The organism is Amycolatopsis sp. NPDC024027 (genome assembly GCF_040638975.1).
Taxonomy (GTDB): domain Bacteria; phylum Actinomycetota; class Actinomycetes; order Mycobacteriales; family Pseudonocardiaceae; genus Amycolatopsis.
This window is the reverse complement of record NZ_JBEZYY010000008.1, coordinates 91,193-105,692: the sequence shown is the minus strand read 5'-3', so window position 1 is coordinate 105,692 and position 14,500 is coordinate 91,193. Positions and strand designations below refer to the sequence as shown.

The 14,500-nt window shown below is 70.0% G+C and carries 14 protein-coding genes; 6 read left to right on the top strand and 8 right to left on the bottom strand.

The features are described 5' to 3' along the window. Positions 1 to 79: 79 nt before the first annotated feature. Entirely contained in the window at positions 80 to 1,375 is a 1,296-nt protein-coding gene (locus AB0F52_RS21390) for an acyl-CoA dehydrogenase family protein (protein WP_360174008.1), read from the top strand. Positions 1,376 to 1,393: 18 nt separating this feature from the next. Then, positions 1,394 to 2,599, top strand: a complete 1,206-nt coding sequence (locus AB0F52_RS21385; protein WP_360173500.1) for an acyl-CoA dehydrogenase family protein — start codon at positions 1,394 to 1,396, stop codon at positions 2,597 to 2,599. Positions 2,600 to 2,641: 42 nt separating this feature from the next. On the opposite strand, the gene AB0F52_RS21380 is transcribed toward AB0F52_RS21385, so the two are convergent. Next, a complete protein-coding gene (locus tag AB0F52_RS21380; RefSeq protein WP_360173497.1) occupies positions 2,642 to 3,697 on the bottom strand; it encodes an alpha/beta fold hydrolase in 1,056 nt (351 codons plus the stop codon). 109 nt (positions 3,698 to 3,806) lie between these two features. Next, a complete protein-coding gene (locus AB0F52_RS21375) occupies positions 3,807 to 4,658 on the bottom strand; it encodes an SDR family oxidoreductase (RefSeq protein ID WP_360173494.1) in 852 nt (283 codons plus the stop codon). 110 nt (positions 4,659 to 4,768) lie between these two features. Here AB0F52_RS21375 and AB0F52_RS21370 point away from each other — a divergent pair, with 110 nt between their 5' ends. Then, complete coding sequence (locus tag AB0F52_RS21370) at positions 4,769 to 4,924, top strand: hypothetical protein (protein ID WP_360173491.1); 156 nt, start codon at positions 4,769 to 4,771, stop codon at positions 4,922 to 4,924. Here the strand turns inward: AB0F52_RS21370 and AB0F52_RS21365 are convergent. Continuing rightward, positions 4,921 to 5,433: a GNAT family N-acetyltransferase gene (locus tag AB0F52_RS21365; protein ID WP_360173488.1), complete on the bottom strand. Its 513-nt coding sequence runs from the start codon at positions 5,431 to 5,433 to the stop codon at positions 4,921 to 4,923. The genes AB0F52_RS21370 and AB0F52_RS21365 overlap by 4 nt on opposite strands. A gap of 9 nt (positions 5,434 to 5,442) precedes the next feature. Further along, positions 5,443 to 6,207, bottom strand: coding sequence for a type I methionyl aminopeptidase (map, locus tag AB0F52_RS21360; RefSeq protein WP_360173485.1), 765 nt, complete (start codon positions 6,205 to 6,207; stop codon positions 5,443 to 5,445). A gap of 144 nt (positions 6,208 to 6,351) precedes the next feature. Here map and AB0F52_RS21355 point away from each other — a divergent pair, with 144 nt between their 5' ends. Genes AB0F52_RS21355 through AB0F52_RS21345 form a run of 3 tightly spaced genes read left to right on the top strand, consistent with a single transcriptional unit; the run spans position 6,352 to position 8,525 of the window. Continuing rightward, positions 6,352 to 6,873, top strand: coding sequence for a YbaB/EbfC family nucleoid-associated protein (locus AB0F52_RS21355; protein ID WP_360173482.1), 522 nt, complete (start codon positions 6,352 to 6,354; stop codon positions 6,871 to 6,873). 15 nt (positions 6,874 to 6,888) lie between these two features. Beyond that, positions 6,889 to 7,224, top strand: coding sequence for a hypothetical protein (locus AB0F52_RS21350; protein ID WP_103334725.1), 336 nt, complete (start codon positions 6,889 to 6,891; stop codon positions 7,222 to 7,224). Further along, entirely contained in the window at positions 7,221 to 8,525 is a 1,305-nt protein-coding gene (locus AB0F52_RS21345; RefSeq protein ID WP_360173478.1) for a hypothetical protein, read from the top strand. The genes AB0F52_RS21350 and AB0F52_RS21345 overlap by 4 nt, the downstream gene beginning before the upstream one ends. Before the next feature lie 42 nt (positions 8,526 to 8,567). On the opposite strand, the gene AB0F52_RS21340 is transcribed toward AB0F52_RS21345, so the two are convergent. From AB0F52_RS21340 to AB0F52_RS21325, 4 genes are all read right to left on the bottom strand, one after another. Continuing rightward, the gene (locus AB0F52_RS21340; protein ID WP_360173475.1) at positions 8,568 to 9,722 is read right to left on the bottom strand and encodes an acyl-CoA dehydrogenase family protein; all 1,155 of its coding nucleotides are present in this window, start codon (positions 9,720 to 9,722) and stop codon (positions 8,568 to 8,570) included. Next, complete coding sequence (locus AB0F52_RS21335; RefSeq protein WP_360173473.1) at positions 9,719 to 11,704, bottom strand: acetyl-CoA carboxylase biotin carboxylase subunit; 1,986 nt, start codon at positions 11,702 to 11,704, stop codon at positions 9,719 to 9,721. The genes AB0F52_RS21340 and AB0F52_RS21335 overlap by 4 nt, the downstream gene beginning before the upstream one ends. A 5-nt stretch (positions 11,705 to 11,709) precedes the next feature. Next, positions 11,710 to 13,323 (bottom strand): carboxyl transferase domain-containing protein, encoded by a 1,614-nt coding sequence (locus AB0F52_RS21330; RefSeq protein ID WP_360173470.1) that lies wholly within the window; start codon positions 13,321 to 13,323, stop codon positions 11,710 to 11,712. Positions 13,324 to 13,449: 126 nt separating this feature from the next. Further along, complete coding sequence (locus tag AB0F52_RS21325; protein ID WP_360173467.1) at positions 13,450 to 14,220, bottom strand: SGNH/GDSL hydrolase family protein; 771 nt, start codon at positions 14,218 to 14,220, stop codon at positions 13,450 to 13,452. Between the last annotated feature and the right edge of the window lie 280 nt (positions 14,221 to 14,500).

The following is a 14,500-nucleotide window of genomic DNA, read 5'->3' as shown; positions in this document are numbered from 1 at the left end:
CGTCGTCTCCCGGGTTAACCTACTCGCGAGTAGGTAACGGATGGAGGGCCACATGGCTGCGCCAAGGAAACGGGACGCGATGGGCTGGGGCCTGTCCGCGCTGACCCGGCTGGCCGGGAGCAAGGTCGTCGATCGGGCCGGGCTGCGCAAGCCCCTCGAAGGCCTGGTCACCGCGGGGACCCGCAACGGCTTCCGCGTCGCCGGCGCGGCGACCCGGTCGTTCAAGTCGGTGCAGAAGCTGGGCAAGCCCGCCCGGCTCACGCCGGCCGCCGACACGGGGCTGTTCGACCTCACGCCGACCGAGGACCAGCAGCTCATCGTCGAAACGGTGACCGAGTTCGCCGCCGAGCAGCTGCGGCCCGCCGCCGCGGACGCCGACGCCAAGCTCGAGGCGCCCGAGGGCCTGCTGAGCCGGGCCGCCGAGCTGGGGATCAGCCTGGTCGGCATCCCCGAGGAGCTCGGCGGCGTCGGCACGGAACGCTCGGTGGTGACCAACGCGCTCGTCGCGGAAGCGCTTGCGCACGGCGACCTCGGCCTGGCCGTGGCCGTCCTCGCGCCGTCGGCGGTGAGCACCGCGCTGGTCAGCTGGGGTGACGAACAGCAGCAGGCCGACTACCTGCCCGCGTTCGTCGGCGAGCACGTCCCGGCGGCCGCGCTGGCGCTGCAGGAGCAGAAAGCGCTCTACGACCCCTTCAAGCCCGCGACGAAGGCCCGCCGCACCCCGAAGGGCTACCAGCTCGACGGCGTGAAGTCGCTGGTCCCGCGGGCGGCGCAGGCGGAGCTGTTCATCGTGTCGGCCGACCTCGAAGGCCGCGGCCCGGCGCTGTTCCTCGTCGAGTCGTCGAACGCCGGGGTGTCCATCGAGGCCGAGCCGGCGATGGGCCTGCGCGGCGCCGCGACCGGCAAGCTGCACCTGGAGCAGGTGGCGCTGCCCGCGGGCGCGCTGCTCGGCGGCGGGAAGGCGGACGTCTTCGCCGAGGTCGTCCGGCTGTCGCGGCTGGGCTGGGCGGCGCTGGCCGCCGGCACCGCGAAGGCCGTCCTCGACTACGTCGTCCCCTACGTCAACGAGCGGACCGCGTTCGGCGAGCCGATCAGCCATCGGCAGGCGGTGGCGTTCTCCGTCGCCGACATCGCGATCGAACTGGAGGGCCTGCGGCTGGTGACGCTGCGCGCCGCGGCGCGGGCCGAGCAGGGCAAGTCCTACGCCCGCGAGGTCGCGCTGGCGCGGAAGCTGGCCGTGGACAAGGGCATGCAGATCGGCAACGCGGGCGTGCAGCTGCTCGGCGGGCACGGCTTCGTCAAGGAGCACCCGGTCGAGCGCTGGTACCGGGACCTGCGGGCCATCGGCGTCATGGAAGGCGCCGTCCTTCTCTAGGCTTCGGAAAGGCAAGTCATGATCAACCTGGAAGTCCCCAAGAAGGCCGGCGCGCTGATCAACCAGGCGTACCAGGCCGCGGCCGAGGTGTTCCGGCCGATCTCGCGCAAGTACGACCGCGCGGAGCACACGTACCCGGCCGAGCTGGACATGTTCGCGGCACTGCTGGACGGCTTGAATTCGTCCGGCGAGGGCGGCGCGGGCGCGGCGGGTGTCCGCCGCTCCGGTTCCGACAAGAACGAAAAGGGAAATCGCAACGGCGCCAACCTGAACGTCGTCCTCGGCACGATCGAGATGTGCTGGGGTGACGTCGGCCTGCTGCTGTCGATGCCGCGCCAGGGCCTCGGCAACGCGGCGATCGGCTCGGTCGCGACGGACGAGCAGCTCGAGCGCTTCTCCGGCATGTGGGCCGCGATGGCGATCACCGAGCCGGCGTTCGGTTCGGACTCGGCGGCGGTCAGCACGACGGCTCGTCTCGACGGCGACCACTACGTGTTGAACGGCGAGAAGATCTTCGTGACGTCGGGCGAGCGCGCGGACGCGGTGGTCGTGTGGGCGACGCTGGACAAGAGCAAGGGCCGCGCGGCGATCAAGTCGTTCGTGGTCGAGAAGGGCACACCGGGCTTCGAGGTGGTGCGCACCGAGCACAAGCTCGGCATCCGCGCCTCCGACACGGCGGTGCTGCGCTTCGAGAACTGCCGCGTCCCTCGCGAGAATCTTCTTGGCACGCCGGAGATCGACACCAAAAAGGGGTTCGCGGGCGTCATGCAGACGTTCGACAACACCCGGCCCCTGGTGGCGGCGATGGCGATCGGCGTGGCCCGCGCGGCGCTCGACGAGACGCGCTCGATCTTGACGTCAGCCGGCGTCACGATCGATTACGACCGCCCGGCAAACAGCCAGCACGCGGCCGCGGCGGAGTTCCTGCGCCTGGAGGCGGACTACGAGTCGGCGTACCTGCTGACGCTGGAATCGGCGTGGATGGCGGACAACCGGCAGCCGAACTCGCTGCAGGCGTCGATGGCGAAGGCCAAGGCGGGGCGGTCGGTGGTGGAGATCGCGCTGAAGTGCGTTGAGCTTACCGGGGCGTACAGCGAAGAGTCGCTGCTGGAGAAGTGGGCTCGGGACGCGAAGATTCTGGACATCTTCGAGGGGACTCAGCAGATCCAGCAGCTCATCGTCGCGAGGCGGATCCTCGGGAAGTCGAGCGCCGAGCTGAAGTAACCGAAGGGCCGCCCTCGACCGGAGGGCGGCCCTTCGCACTGTTCAAGAGATCTGGTCGTCCAGGAACTCGTCCAAGTAGCGCCACGTCGTGCCCCGCGCCTTCCGGCCCGTCAGCACGCCCAAATGCCCGCCCGGCGCCGTCTTGAAGCGGACCTCCGGAGCCTTGTCCAGTAGCTCCACCACGCGCTCCACCGAGGGCCTTGGTGCGATCGTGTCGTTCTCGCCCGCCACCACCAGCGTCGGCACGCGGACCGAAGACAGCGAAATGATGCGGCCGTTCAGGTCCACCTTGCCCTCCGCCAGGTCGTTCGTGCGGAACAGGCGGTGGTACAGCTGGCCGAACGTGCGGCCCGGGTACGCGTACATGTTGCTCATGAAGTGGTCGACCGCCTCGATCTGGGCCAGATAGTCACGGTCGTCGAGGTGGGACAGGATCGCCAGGGGCTTGGTGATTTCCTTGCTGATGCCCGTCGCGCGGAACACGCGGCTGACCAAATAGGACGGTGCGCCGCCGAAGACGCGATAAATCGGGGTCAGCAGGTGGCCGTTCGTGAGGTCGACCAGCGGGCGGAACGGCGCCACGATCGGGATGGCCGTGAAGTCCACCGGCGAGCCGATCGCGGTGATCGACGCGATCGGCAGGTCCGGGCGGTCGGCGTTCACCAACAGCGAGAAGATCCCGCCCAGCGACCACGACACCAGGTGCACGTCCTGGCCGCCGGCGTCCGCGCTCACGCGCCGGATCGCGCGTGGCAGCACCTCGTCGATCCAGTGCTCGATGCCCAGGCGGCGGTCGGAGAACGCCACCGTGCCGTAGTCGACGAGGTAGGTGTTGCGGCCGCCCTCGATGAGGTGCTCGATGAGGCTGCAGCCGCGGCGCAGGTCGAAGCAGATCGCCGGCGCGGCCAGGGGCGGCACCAGCAGGATCGGCGGCCCGGACACCGTGCCGCCGCTGTGCGTCATCCGGTACAGCGAGCGGTTGGGGCCCTGGTCGATCAGCACCCGCGGCATCGGGCGCAGGTCGGCGACGCCGCCGTGCAGCACCTTGCCGACCACGTTCGACGCCGCGGCGGCCAGCCGTGCGGGTGGTGAAACCATTTCTCGTGCCTCCCAAAAGCGGATCCGGAGGCAATCTTGCCGGGCCGGGCGGGCGGACTCAACCGCACCACACCCGCAAGCACCTGGCAAGCACGTCCAATTCGGACAGTCACTGGTCCGTCCGAGTTACCCCCGGCCCGCTCTCCGCGGCCCGTGCTTCGTACGCCGCGCGGGCCGGGGAATGGGCCGCTGAAGCCAAAAGCCGGTCCGCCTTCAACGCCCGCGCGAACGCCTCGCCCGCCCGCCGCGGCAGCAGCCGCGTGAGCTTGCCCATAGTGCCCAGCGAGCGGGGCACGAAAACGTCGAAACGAGGCTTGCGCAGTGCGGATACGATGGCGTCGGCCACATCTTCCGGCCGCACGGACTTGAACATCTTCGCCTCGGCGAGGCCGCTCGCGAGTTCCGTCCGCACGATGCCCGGCATCACGCACGAGACGTGGACACCGCTGCCGTGCAGCTCCAGGTGCACCGCCTCGGACAGCCCGACGACGGCGTGCTTGGTCGCGCAGTAGGTCGCCGCGCCGGGGAAGCCGGCCTTGCCCGCGAACGAAGCGACGTTGACGATGTGCCCGCTGCGCCGCGGCCGCATCCGCCGCACCGCCTCGCGCGTGCCGTGGATGACGGCGTGCAGGTTGATCTCCAGCTGCCGCCGGGTCGTCGCGTCGCTTTCGGTGTCGAGGTCGCCGAGCGGCATGATGCCGGCGTTGTTGATCAGCACGTCGATCCGCCCGTGCCGGCGTTCGACCTCGTCGAGGAACCCGGTGAACCCGCGGATGTCGGTGACGTCCAGCAGCAGCGCCTCGGCACCCAGCTCGCCGGCCGTCTTCTCGGCCCGGACCTGGTCGAGGTCGCCGATCACCACCTTCGCGCCCAGCCGGGACAGCGCCGACGCGGTCGCCGCGCCGATCCCCTGCCCGCCGCCGGTGATGACGACGACCTTGCCCGCGAGTTCTTCGGCCATGGCGACTCCTTCGTCTGTTGGCACCGCGTCAACAGTGTCGCCCTTGAAGCGTGACGGCGCTACTCCCCGGGTCGATTCAAAGGAGCACGGACGGACCGCTGGCACCACCCGTGCCGGCGAACGCGGTCACGCTCGACGTCGAGGTCGGCGGCTACTTCTACCGGCCCGCCGCCACCAGCGTGCGCGCGCCGCACGGCAAGGTGGTGCTGCGCTTCCACCAGACCGGCGCGAAACACCACGAGGCGATCCTGTTCCGGGTCTGCTAACCCACGCGCTGCTCCAGCACCTGCCCGACCCACGCGTCGACGGTGAACCGGACCGTCGGGCGGAACCCGTGACTCTCGTAGTACCGCTGCAGTTCGCCGTCACCGCCGGCCCAGCAGTCGACGCGCACGAGGTCGATCCCGCGCCGCCGCGCCTCGTCGAGCGCGTACTCGAGGAGGCGGCCGCCGACGCGCCGCCCGGTGAACCGCCGCGACGTGATGAGCAGCCGGATGTACAGCTCGCGCTCGTCGACCGCGGGCACGTGCGGGTCGTGCTCCTCCGAGACGATCAGCGCGCCGGCGGCCTCGCCGTCGACCACCGCGATGCGCAGCCCCGGGTCCGCCGCCATGCCCTTGACCCGCTCGACGCGCTTCGGGACCCGGCTCCAGGGCTCGGTCCCCCACTGCTTCGAACTACCGCGCGCGACCAGCCATTCGACGGCTTCGTCGAAAAAGCCCAGCAGCGTGTCCGTATCCCCAGAATCACCCGAACGGATGACGATGTTGTCCATTCCCTCTGTCTACCGCACGGTGAGCACGCGCGGGCCGTCTTCGGTGATGGCGATGGTGTGTTCGACGTGCGCGGCCCGGCTGCCGTCGGCGGTGAGGATCGACCAGCCGTCCTCGGCGTAGCGGTAGGCGTCGCCGCCCCGGGTGAGCATCGGCTCGATCGCCAGCGCGAGCCCCGGCTTGAGCCGCATTCCGCGACCCGCGCGCCCTTCGTTCGGCAGGTGCGGGTCCTCGTGCATCGCCCGGCCGATGCCGTGCCCGCCGTGGTCGTCGAGCATGCCGTGGCCGTGTGCGCGGCCCGCGGCGCCGATCGCGTACGAGATGTCGCCGAGCTTCGCGCCCGGCCGGGCGGCGGCGATCCCGGCGGCCAGCGCCCGCTCGGTGGCGTCGATGAGCGCGAGGTCGGCGGGATCGGCGTTGCCGACGACGAAGCTGATCGCCGCGTCGCCGTTCCAGCCGTCGAGGATGGCGCCGCAGTCGATGCTGACGAGGTCGCCGTCCTGGATGCGGTACGCCGTCGGGATGCCGTGCACGACGACGTCGTTGACGCTGGCGCAGAGGACGTTCGGGTAGGGCGTCGGCGCGGACCGCGGCTGGTAGTGCAGGAACGACGGCTTCGCGCCGGCCTCGCTGATGACGTGGGCGGCGACTTCGTCCAGTTCGCGCAGCGAGACGCCGATCGCGGCCGCCTCCTTGACCGCGTGCAGGGTGTTCGCCACCACCCGCCCGGCTTCGCGCATCATCGCCAGCTCGGGCTCCGTTTTGATCTCGACCATGGCGATAACTATACCGGTATAAGTATTGGTGTCCAGTGGTAGGTGGCGATCGCGTTCAGCCGGTGGCTCGATGCGCGTCATCCGGAGTTCAGGCGGCGCTGATTGACTTCTTCCGTTCACGACCTCTCTCGCGACGAGGACAAATTGACCCAGTCAGTGCCCGCCGGCGACCCGCTGGCCGCATTCACCGTCGAGCTCGAGGAAATCCGGGCGAAAGCCGCGGCCGCGCAGGAGAAGCTCCGGACCGCCGTCGCCACCGTGCAGTCGCCGGACGGCGCGGTGACGGTGACCGTCGGCCCGAGCGGCGTCCTGCAGGACCTCCGGTTCGGCCCCCGCGCGTACGAACGACCCCCGCAAGCCCTTTCCGGACTGGTGCTGCAGCTGATCGGCCGGGCGCAGCAGAAGGTGTCGGCGGAGGTCGCCGAGGCCTTCAGCGGCATGGTGGGCGAGGACTCGGCCGCCCGCGAGCTGCTGGACGAATTCCTGCCGGCCCCCGAACCGGACGAGGGGACGCAGCCGGACAAGCGCGACGTGTTCATGCCGGAGCAGGAGGCCGAGGACCGCCCGGCCGCGCCCCCGGGCCCCCCACAACCGCAGCGTGGTCAGCCGCGCCGCCGTCCCCGGCAGACGCCGGAAGAGGACGACGGCGAAAGCAATCCCTGGTAGTACGGAGGAGAACCGGTGGTTTCCGGAGCAGGTTTCTCGGTCGATCCCGCCGAGCTGCAGAAGTTCAGCCAGTTCCTGTCGGGCACCACGCAACCGGCGGTGCAGGACGCCGCGAACCGGATGCAGGCCGCCAACGGGTTCGACAACGCCGCGTTCGGCATCCTGCTCGCGCAGGTGCTCGCGGTGCCCTCACGGGTCACGATGGCGGTGATCACCGGGGAGATCAACAAGCTCGTCGGGGACATCGGCAAGTCCGCCGCCGACGTGAAGAAGGCAGCCGAGACGTATGCGACCCACGACTCGAACACGGCACAGGGTCTGAGCACCTTCGAGACGGAGCTGGGCAAGTGACCGTTCCCATCACGGCATCGAACTCCACGACCGGAGCCGGCGTCTTCGACAGCTGGAAGCAGGTCGGCGACTCGATCGGCAAGGTCCAGACCGAACACGGTGGCGATCTCGCGGCCGTGAGCGTGGAACTGGGCATCAACCTGATCAGCGCCACGCTCGACACCGTCGCGTTCGTCATGGACCCGCTCTCGAAGCTGATCGCCGCGGGCCTGGGCTGGCTGATCGAGCACGTCTCGTTCCTGAAGTGGCCGCTGGACCAGGTCGCGGGCAACCCGTCCGAGGTCACGAAGGTCGCCAACGAGCTGCACAAGATCGGCGAGGCGCTGCGCAACACCGGCACCCAGCTCGACGACACGCTCAAGTCGACGATCACCCAGTGGCAGGGCAAGGGCTACGACAGCTTCAAGAAGTCGATCGACGACCGGAAGGGCTGGATCGACGCGAACGCGAAGGCGTCCGACGTCGCCGGCTACATGGTCGAGACCACCGGGGCGCTGATCGCCGCGGTCCGCGCGCTGCTGCGCGACATCATCACGACGATCCTCGGCGACATCATCTCCACGATGCTGATCGCCCTCGCGATGGCCGCGTTCACCTTCGGTGCGTCGATCGCCGTCGGGGTGAGCAAGATCGTCGTGCAGGTTTCGATCCAGGTCGCGGCGATGGCGGCCAAGCTCGCCAAGGTCGTCGCCTACGCCGGGCGCACCCTGGCCCGGCTCACCAAGCTGTCGAAGCTGGTCAAGCCGAAGCCGGGCGGCGCGAACCCGGGCCACGAGCTGACGAACCTGCCCCGCCCGAACGGGAACACCGTGCCGAACTTCTCGCGGCCGCTGCCGCCGAAGCCGGCGCCGCCGGGCACCGCGATCACCCACGACGCGCCCGGGGGCGGTGGCGCCGCGCCGAGCACCCGGCCCCCGGGTGACGGCACGACGCCCAACTTCTCCCGGCCGCTGCCGAAGCCGGCGGACCCGCCGCCCCCGGCCAAGCCGCCGGCCCCGCAGTCGCACCTGAGCGAGCACGACTTCCCGATGATCAAGAAGCACGAGGACTGGCTGAAGACCAAGTTCGGCGACAGCTACAAGAAGATGAAGTTCGTCGACGACTGGCTGAAGGCCAAGCACCCGGACTACTACCCGATGCTGAAGGCGCTGTCCGACGCCAAGAGCTCGAAGAACTTCGTGGGCTGGGCGGGCAAGGACATCGTGCAGGTCGACCGTGGTCTCACCGACATCCAGATGCAGGCGGAAGCCGCGTGGGCCGAAGAGGACAAGAAGCAACAGCAACAACAACAGCCGCAGTAGTTCGCGAGGGGCACCTCCGCCGGAGGTGCCCCTCGCCGGACGTCAGGCGACGCCGAGGTGCCGGGAGATCAGCATCTTCTGGACCTCGCTTGTCCCCTCGCCGATCTCGAGGATCTTCGCGTCGCGGTAGAAGCGGCTCACCGGGAACTCGTTCATGAACCCGTAGCCGCCGAAGATCTGCGTGGCGTCGCGCGCGTTGTCCATCGCCGCGTTCGAGGCCACCAGCTTCGCGATCGACGCCTCCTTCTTGAACGGCTCGCCGCGCAGCATCTTCGACGCCGCCTGGTAGTACGCCAGGCGGGCGGTGTGCGTGCGGACCTCCATGTCCGCGATCTTGAACTGGATCGCCTGGTACTCGCCGATCCGCTTGCCGAACGCGACGCGGTCCTTCACGTACTTGAGGCACTCGTCGACGCAGCCCTGCGCCAGCCCCACCGAAAGCGCGGCGATCGCCACCCGGCCTTCGTCCAAAATAGACAAGAACTGCGCGTAACCCCGGCCGCGGACGCCGACGAGGTTCTCCGCCGGGACCCGGACGTCCGAAAAGGACAGCTCGTGCGTGTCCGAGCAGTTCCAGCCGACCTTGGAGTACTTCGGGGCCACCGCGAAGCCCGGTGTTCCCGACGGGACGATGATCGCCGAGATCTCCTTGCGGCCGTTCTCCATCACGTCCGTCACCGCCGTGACCGTGACCAGGCGGGTGATGTCCGTGCCCGAGTTCGTGATGAACGCCTTGCTGCCGTTGATGACCCACTCGTCACCGTCCAAAGTGGCCCGGGTGCGGGTCGCGCCCGCGTCCGACCCGCCGCCCGGTTCGGTCAGCCCGAAGCCGCCCAGCGCCGTGCCCTCGCACAGCGACGGCAGCCACTTCTCCTTCTGCTCCTGCGTCCCGAAGCGGAAGATCGGCATCGCGCCGAGGGAAACGCCGGCCTCCAGGGTGATCGCGACCGACGAGTCGACCCGCGCCAGCTCCTCCAACGCCAGGCACAGCGCGAAGTAATCGCCGCCCATGCCGCCGAACTCCTCCGGGAAGGGGAGGCCGAACAGGCCCATCTCGCCCATCTTCGCGACGATGGCGTACGGGAACTCTTCCTTCTCGTACAGCTCGCCGATCACCGGCGCGACCTCGGCGTGCGCGAAGTCCTCGACGGTCTTGCGGAGGGACTCGTAGTCCTCGTCCAGGCGGAAGTCGATCACTGCTGCTCCTCTTGGGGCGTAACCACGGCAAGGGTTTCGTCCAGCGCGACCTGCTGGCCGGCCCGGACGGGGAGTTCGCTGACCACGCCGTCGATCGGCGCGGTGACGGTGTGCTCCATCTTCATCGCTTCGACGACCAGCAGCGGCGTCCCGGCCTTGACGACGTCACCCGCGGCGACCTTCACCACCAGCACGGTGCCCGGCATCGGGCTGGTGACCGGGCCCGCGCCGGCGGCCTCGCCGCGCGAGGCCAGCACGAACTCCTGCTCCCCGAACGGGAAGCTGAGGCCGTCGCGCGCCAGCCAAACCGTCCGGTCTGGACCGCAGGCCTGGCGGTAGCGGTGGAAGCCGCCCGCGTGCCGGATCTCGAGCACGTCGCCGTCGCGCCGGGCCGAGACCTGGACCGGCGCGTCGTCGTCGGCGAACACCGTCGCCGCGGCGGGCGTGCCCTGCACCCGGACCACCGCGCGGGCGGAACCGGACTTCAACCGGAACGTCACCCCGCCCGAGCCGCCCATCCGCCAGCCGTCCGGCACGTCCCACGGGTCCACCACGGGTCCGGACGGCTGCAGCTCCAGGAACCGGTCCAGTGCGGCCGCGACGAAGAACTCCGCGGGCACGTCCGTCGAGACCAAAGTGGACAGGCGCCGGTCGACCAGCTCGGTGTCGAGCCGGCCGGCGCGGACGTCGGCGTCGGCCAGCAGCCCGCGCAGGAACGCCGTGTTCGTGCCGATGCCCAGCAACGCCGTGTCGGCCAGGGCGAGGTCGAGCCGGTGCAGCGCCGCCGCGCGGTCCGGGCCCCAGGCGATCACCTTGGCCAGCATCGGGTCGTAGTTCGAGCCGACCACCGCGCCGGGCGTCATCCATGAGTCGACGCGGACGCCGTCGCCGGACGGCTCGTGCACCGCCAGCACCGTCCCACCGGTCGGGATGAAGCCGCGCGCCGGGTCCTCGGCGTACACGCGAGCTTCGACCGCGTGTCCATTGAGGACGACGTCTTCCTGCCGGAGGGAAAGGTGTTCCCCTGCCGCCACCCGGACCTGCCACTCGACGAGGTCGAGGCCGGTGACCAGCTCGGTGACCGGGTGCTCGACCTGCAGCCGGGTGTTCATCTCCATGAAGAAGAACTCGTCCGGGTCGTGGGCCGACATGATGAACTCGACGGTCCCGGCGCCGACGTACCCGACCGAGCGTGCGGCCTCGACCGCCGCCGAGCCCATCTTTTCGCGGGTGGCGTCGTCCAGCAGCACCGACGGCGCCTCTTCGATGATCTTCTGGTGCCGCCGCTGCAGGCTGCACTCGCGTTCGCCGAGGTGGACGACGTTGCCGTGGGTGTCGGCCAGCACCTGGATCTCGATGTGCCGCGGGGTCGTGACGAACCGCTCCATGAGCAGCGTGTCGTCGCCGAAGGACCCCTTGGCCTCGCGCCGCGCGGACTCGATCGCCGCGTCCAGCTCCTCGGGGGCGTGCACCAGCCGCATCCCCTTGCCGCCACCGCCCGCGGACGGCTTCAGCAGCAGCGGGTAGCCCACCTTCGCGGCAGCCTCCGCGAATCCCCCGGACGGAATGTCCACATCGGACGCACCGGGCACGACGGGGACGCCGGCTTTGGACACCGTCGCCTTGGCGCGGATCTTGTCGCCCATGGCGTCGATCGCCGCGACCGGCGGGCCGATGAACACCAGACCGGCGGCCTCGCAGGCCCGCGCGAACTCGGCGTTCTCCGCCAGGAAGCCGTACCCCGGGTGCACGGCCTGCGCACCGGAAGTCACGGCGGCGTCCACAATGGCCGAGATCGAAAGGTAGCTGCGAGAAGCCTCCGCCGGGCCGATCCGGACGGCGGCGTGCGCCTCCCGGACGTGCCGCGCGTCGGCGTCCGCGTCGCTGTAGACGGCGACCGCGCGGATGCCGAGGTCCCGCAGCGTGCGGATGACCCGGACCGCGATCTCGCCCCGGTTCGCGACCAAAACTGAGTCGAACATGCCCCTCACATCCGGAAGACGCCGTAGTTGACCTCGGACAGCGGCGCGTTGGCCGCGGCCGAGAGGGCGAGGCCGAGCACCGTGCGGGTGTCCGCCGGGTCGATGACGCCGTCGTCCCACAGCCGGGCCGTCGAGTAGTACGGGCTGCCCTGCGCCTCGTACTGCTCGCGGATCGGGTCCTTGAACGCCTCTTCGTCCTCCGTGGACCATTCGCCGCCGCGGCCCTCGATCGAGTCGCGGCGGACCGTCGACAGCACCGAAGCCGCCTGCTCGCCGCCCATCACCGAGATCCGCGCGTTCGGCCACATCCACAGGAACCGCGGCGAGTACGCCCGGCCGCACATCGAGTAGTTGCCGGCCCCGAACGAGCCGCCGATCACGACGGTCAGCTTCGGCACCCGCGCGCACGCCACCGCCGTCACCATCTTCGCGCCGTGCTTGGCGATGCCGCCCGCCTCGTACGCGCGCCCGACCATGAAACCGGTGATGTTCTGCAGGAACAGCAGCGGGATCGAGCGCTTGTCGCACAGCTCGATGAAGTGCGCGCCCTTCATCGCCGACTCGGCGAAGAGCACGCCGTTGTTCGCGATGATGCCGACCGGGTGGCCGTGGATCCGGGCGAACCCGGTGACCAGCGTCGCGCCGTACTCCTTCTTGAACTCGCCGAACCGGCTGCCGTCGACGATCCGGGCGATCACCTCGCGGACGTCGTAGGGCACGCGCGGGTCGGTCGGCACGACGCCGTACAGCTCGGCCGGGTCGACGGCGGGCGCCTCGGTCGGCAGAACGTCCCACGGACGCGGCGTGCGCGGGCCCAACGTCGACACGATCGAGCGGACGATCCGCAGCGCGTGCGCGTCGTCGTCGGCCAGGTGGTCGGTGACGCCGGACTGGCGGGCGTGGACGTCACCGCCGCCGAGCTCCTCCGCCGCGACGACCTCGCCGGTCGCCGCCTTCACCAGCGGCGGGCCGCCGAGGAAGATCGTGCCCTGGTTCCGGACGATCACGGCTTCGTCGCTCATCGCCGGGACGTACGCGCCGCCGGCGGTGCAGGAGCCGAGCACGGCGGCGACCTGCGGGATGCCGCGGGCCGACATCGTCGCCTGGTTGTAGAAGATCCGGCCGAAGTGTTCACGATCCGGGAAGACCTCGTCCTGCCTGGGCAGGAAGGCGCCACCGGAGTCCACCAGGTAGACGCACGGCAGGTTGTTGTGCAGCGCGACCTCCTGGGCGCGCAAGTGCTTCTTCACCGTCATCGGGTAGTAGGTGCCGCCCTTGACGGTGGCGTCGTTGGCGACGACCACGCATTCCCGGCCCGACACCCGCCCGACACCGGTGATGATGCCGGCCGACGGCGCCTCGTCGTCGTAGAGCCCGTTCGCCGCCAGCGGGGACAGCTCCAGGAACGGGGAACCCGGGTCCAGCAGCGTGTCGACGCGGTCGCGCGGCAGCAGCTTGCCGCGCTCGACGTGCCGCGTGCGCGCCTTCTCCGGCCCGCCGAGCCGGGCGCTCGCCAAGCGTTTGCGGAGGTCTTCCACCAGCTCCGCGTGGGAGGTGGCGTTGCGGGCGTAGGCCTCGCTGTCCGGGGCAGCCGTAGTCCCCAGTGCCGGCGTGTCCATGGGCTCCCTCGAAGTTAGCGGTCGTTAACCTCCGGTCCGATGTTAGCGACCGCTAACGTGGGTGTCCAGTCGCCGGAACGCGCGCGACGGCCACCCCGGCGGACCGGGGTGGCCGTTGCGGACGGATCAGCCGATCGCCGCCGTCAGCGGGGCGTAGTAACCGCCCGACTGCCCGGCCACGGTCGGGTGGTAGGACTCGATCACCGGCCAGGTCAGGCTGTGCAGGTAATCGCCGGCCGACGAGCAGATGTTGTGCCCGGTGAACGACGGCCGGACGTCGACGAAGGTCCCGCCCGCCGAGGCGGCCCGCGACTGGATCACCGACGCGAGCGCGTCGGCCCCCGAGTTGATCGCCGTGCGCTTGGTGTCGCTCAGCCCGACCCAGCAGGAGCCGGGCACGGTGTAGAAGCGCGGATAGGACAGGACGACGAGCCGGGCACCCGGCGCCTTGGCCTTGATCGCGTTGTAGGTGTTGGTCAGCAGCGCCGGCAGCGTGTTGTTCACGTACGCCTTGGCCGTGTTGACCCGGTTCACGCAGTCGGAATCACTGCCCAGGGTGCAGGTGGTGATCACATCGCTGAACCCGGCGTCGTTCCCGCCGACGGTCACCGTGACGAGCGTGGCCGACGAGGGGATCGAGTTCGCCTGGTTGATCACGTCCCCGGTCTTCGCTCCCGAGCAGGCCAGGAACGTGAACGAGGTTCCGCTGTGGGCGTTGGTCCACAGCTGCGGGTAGGCCTTGGAGCTGCGGTAACAGCTCCCGGAACTGCCGTAGCTGCCGGCTCCGACCCCGGAGGAGTAGGAGTCGCCGAGCGCGGCGTAGACGGTCCCGGCGGCGTGGGCGAGGCCCGTGACGCCGAGCGTGGCAACGACAACGGCCCCCAGGGCCGTGCTCAACCGTAGGAGGGATCGCCGGAAATTACGGGTGGGAACAGCCATGGGTCACTCCTTTGTGACAGGGCCGACCCAAATAGGACAGCAGGTGAGAGGCTCACAAGGAACCCCTGGTTACCGGTAGGTACCCACTCGGCCCACACCGGAAGTGTGAAACGTCAGCGGTTCGTCAGCCGCACAAGATCAGCGGGAAATGCCGGGCCCCAGCCATTCGAGTGAACCGGCCGCTTCCGGCGGAACCGCGTGCCGGGTTGGCGCGGGTAGGCCCTGACACCGCCGGAAC

Bases quoted from the DNA above. Each gene is read 5' to 3' on its own strand.
- AB0F52_RS21380 (WP_360173497.1), bottom strand. From the start codon at position 3,697: ATGGTTTCACCACCCGCACGGCTGGCCGCCGCGGCGTCGAACGTGGTC.
- AB0F52_RS21335 (WP_360173473.1), bottom strand. From the start codon at position 11,704: ATGTTCGACTCAGTTTTGGTCGCGAACCGGGGCGAGATCGCGGTCCGG.
- AB0F52_RS21385 (WP_360173500.1), top strand. From the start codon at position 1,394: ATGATCAACCTGGAAGTCCCCAAGAAGGCCGGCGCGCTGATCAACCAG.
- AB0F52_RS21390 (WP_360174008.1), top strand. From the start codon at position 80: ATGGGCTGGGGCCTGTCCGCGCTGACCCGGCTGGCCGGGAGCAAGGTC.
- AB0F52_RS21365 (WP_360173488.1), bottom strand. From the start codon at position 5,433: ATGGACAACATCGTCATCCGTTCGGGTGATTCTGGGGATACGGACACG.
- AB0F52_RS21375 (WP_360173494.1), bottom strand. From the start codon at position 4,658: ATGGCCGAAGAACTCGCGGGCAAGGTCGTCGTCATCACCGGCGGCGGG.
- AB0F52_RS21330 (WP_360173470.1), bottom strand. From the start codon at position 13,323: ATGGACACGCCGGCACTGGGGACTACGGCTGCCCCGGACAGCGAGGCC.
- map (WP_360173485.1), bottom strand. From the start codon at position 6,207: ATGGTCGAGATCAAAACGGAGCCCGAGCTGGCGATGATGCGCGAAGCC.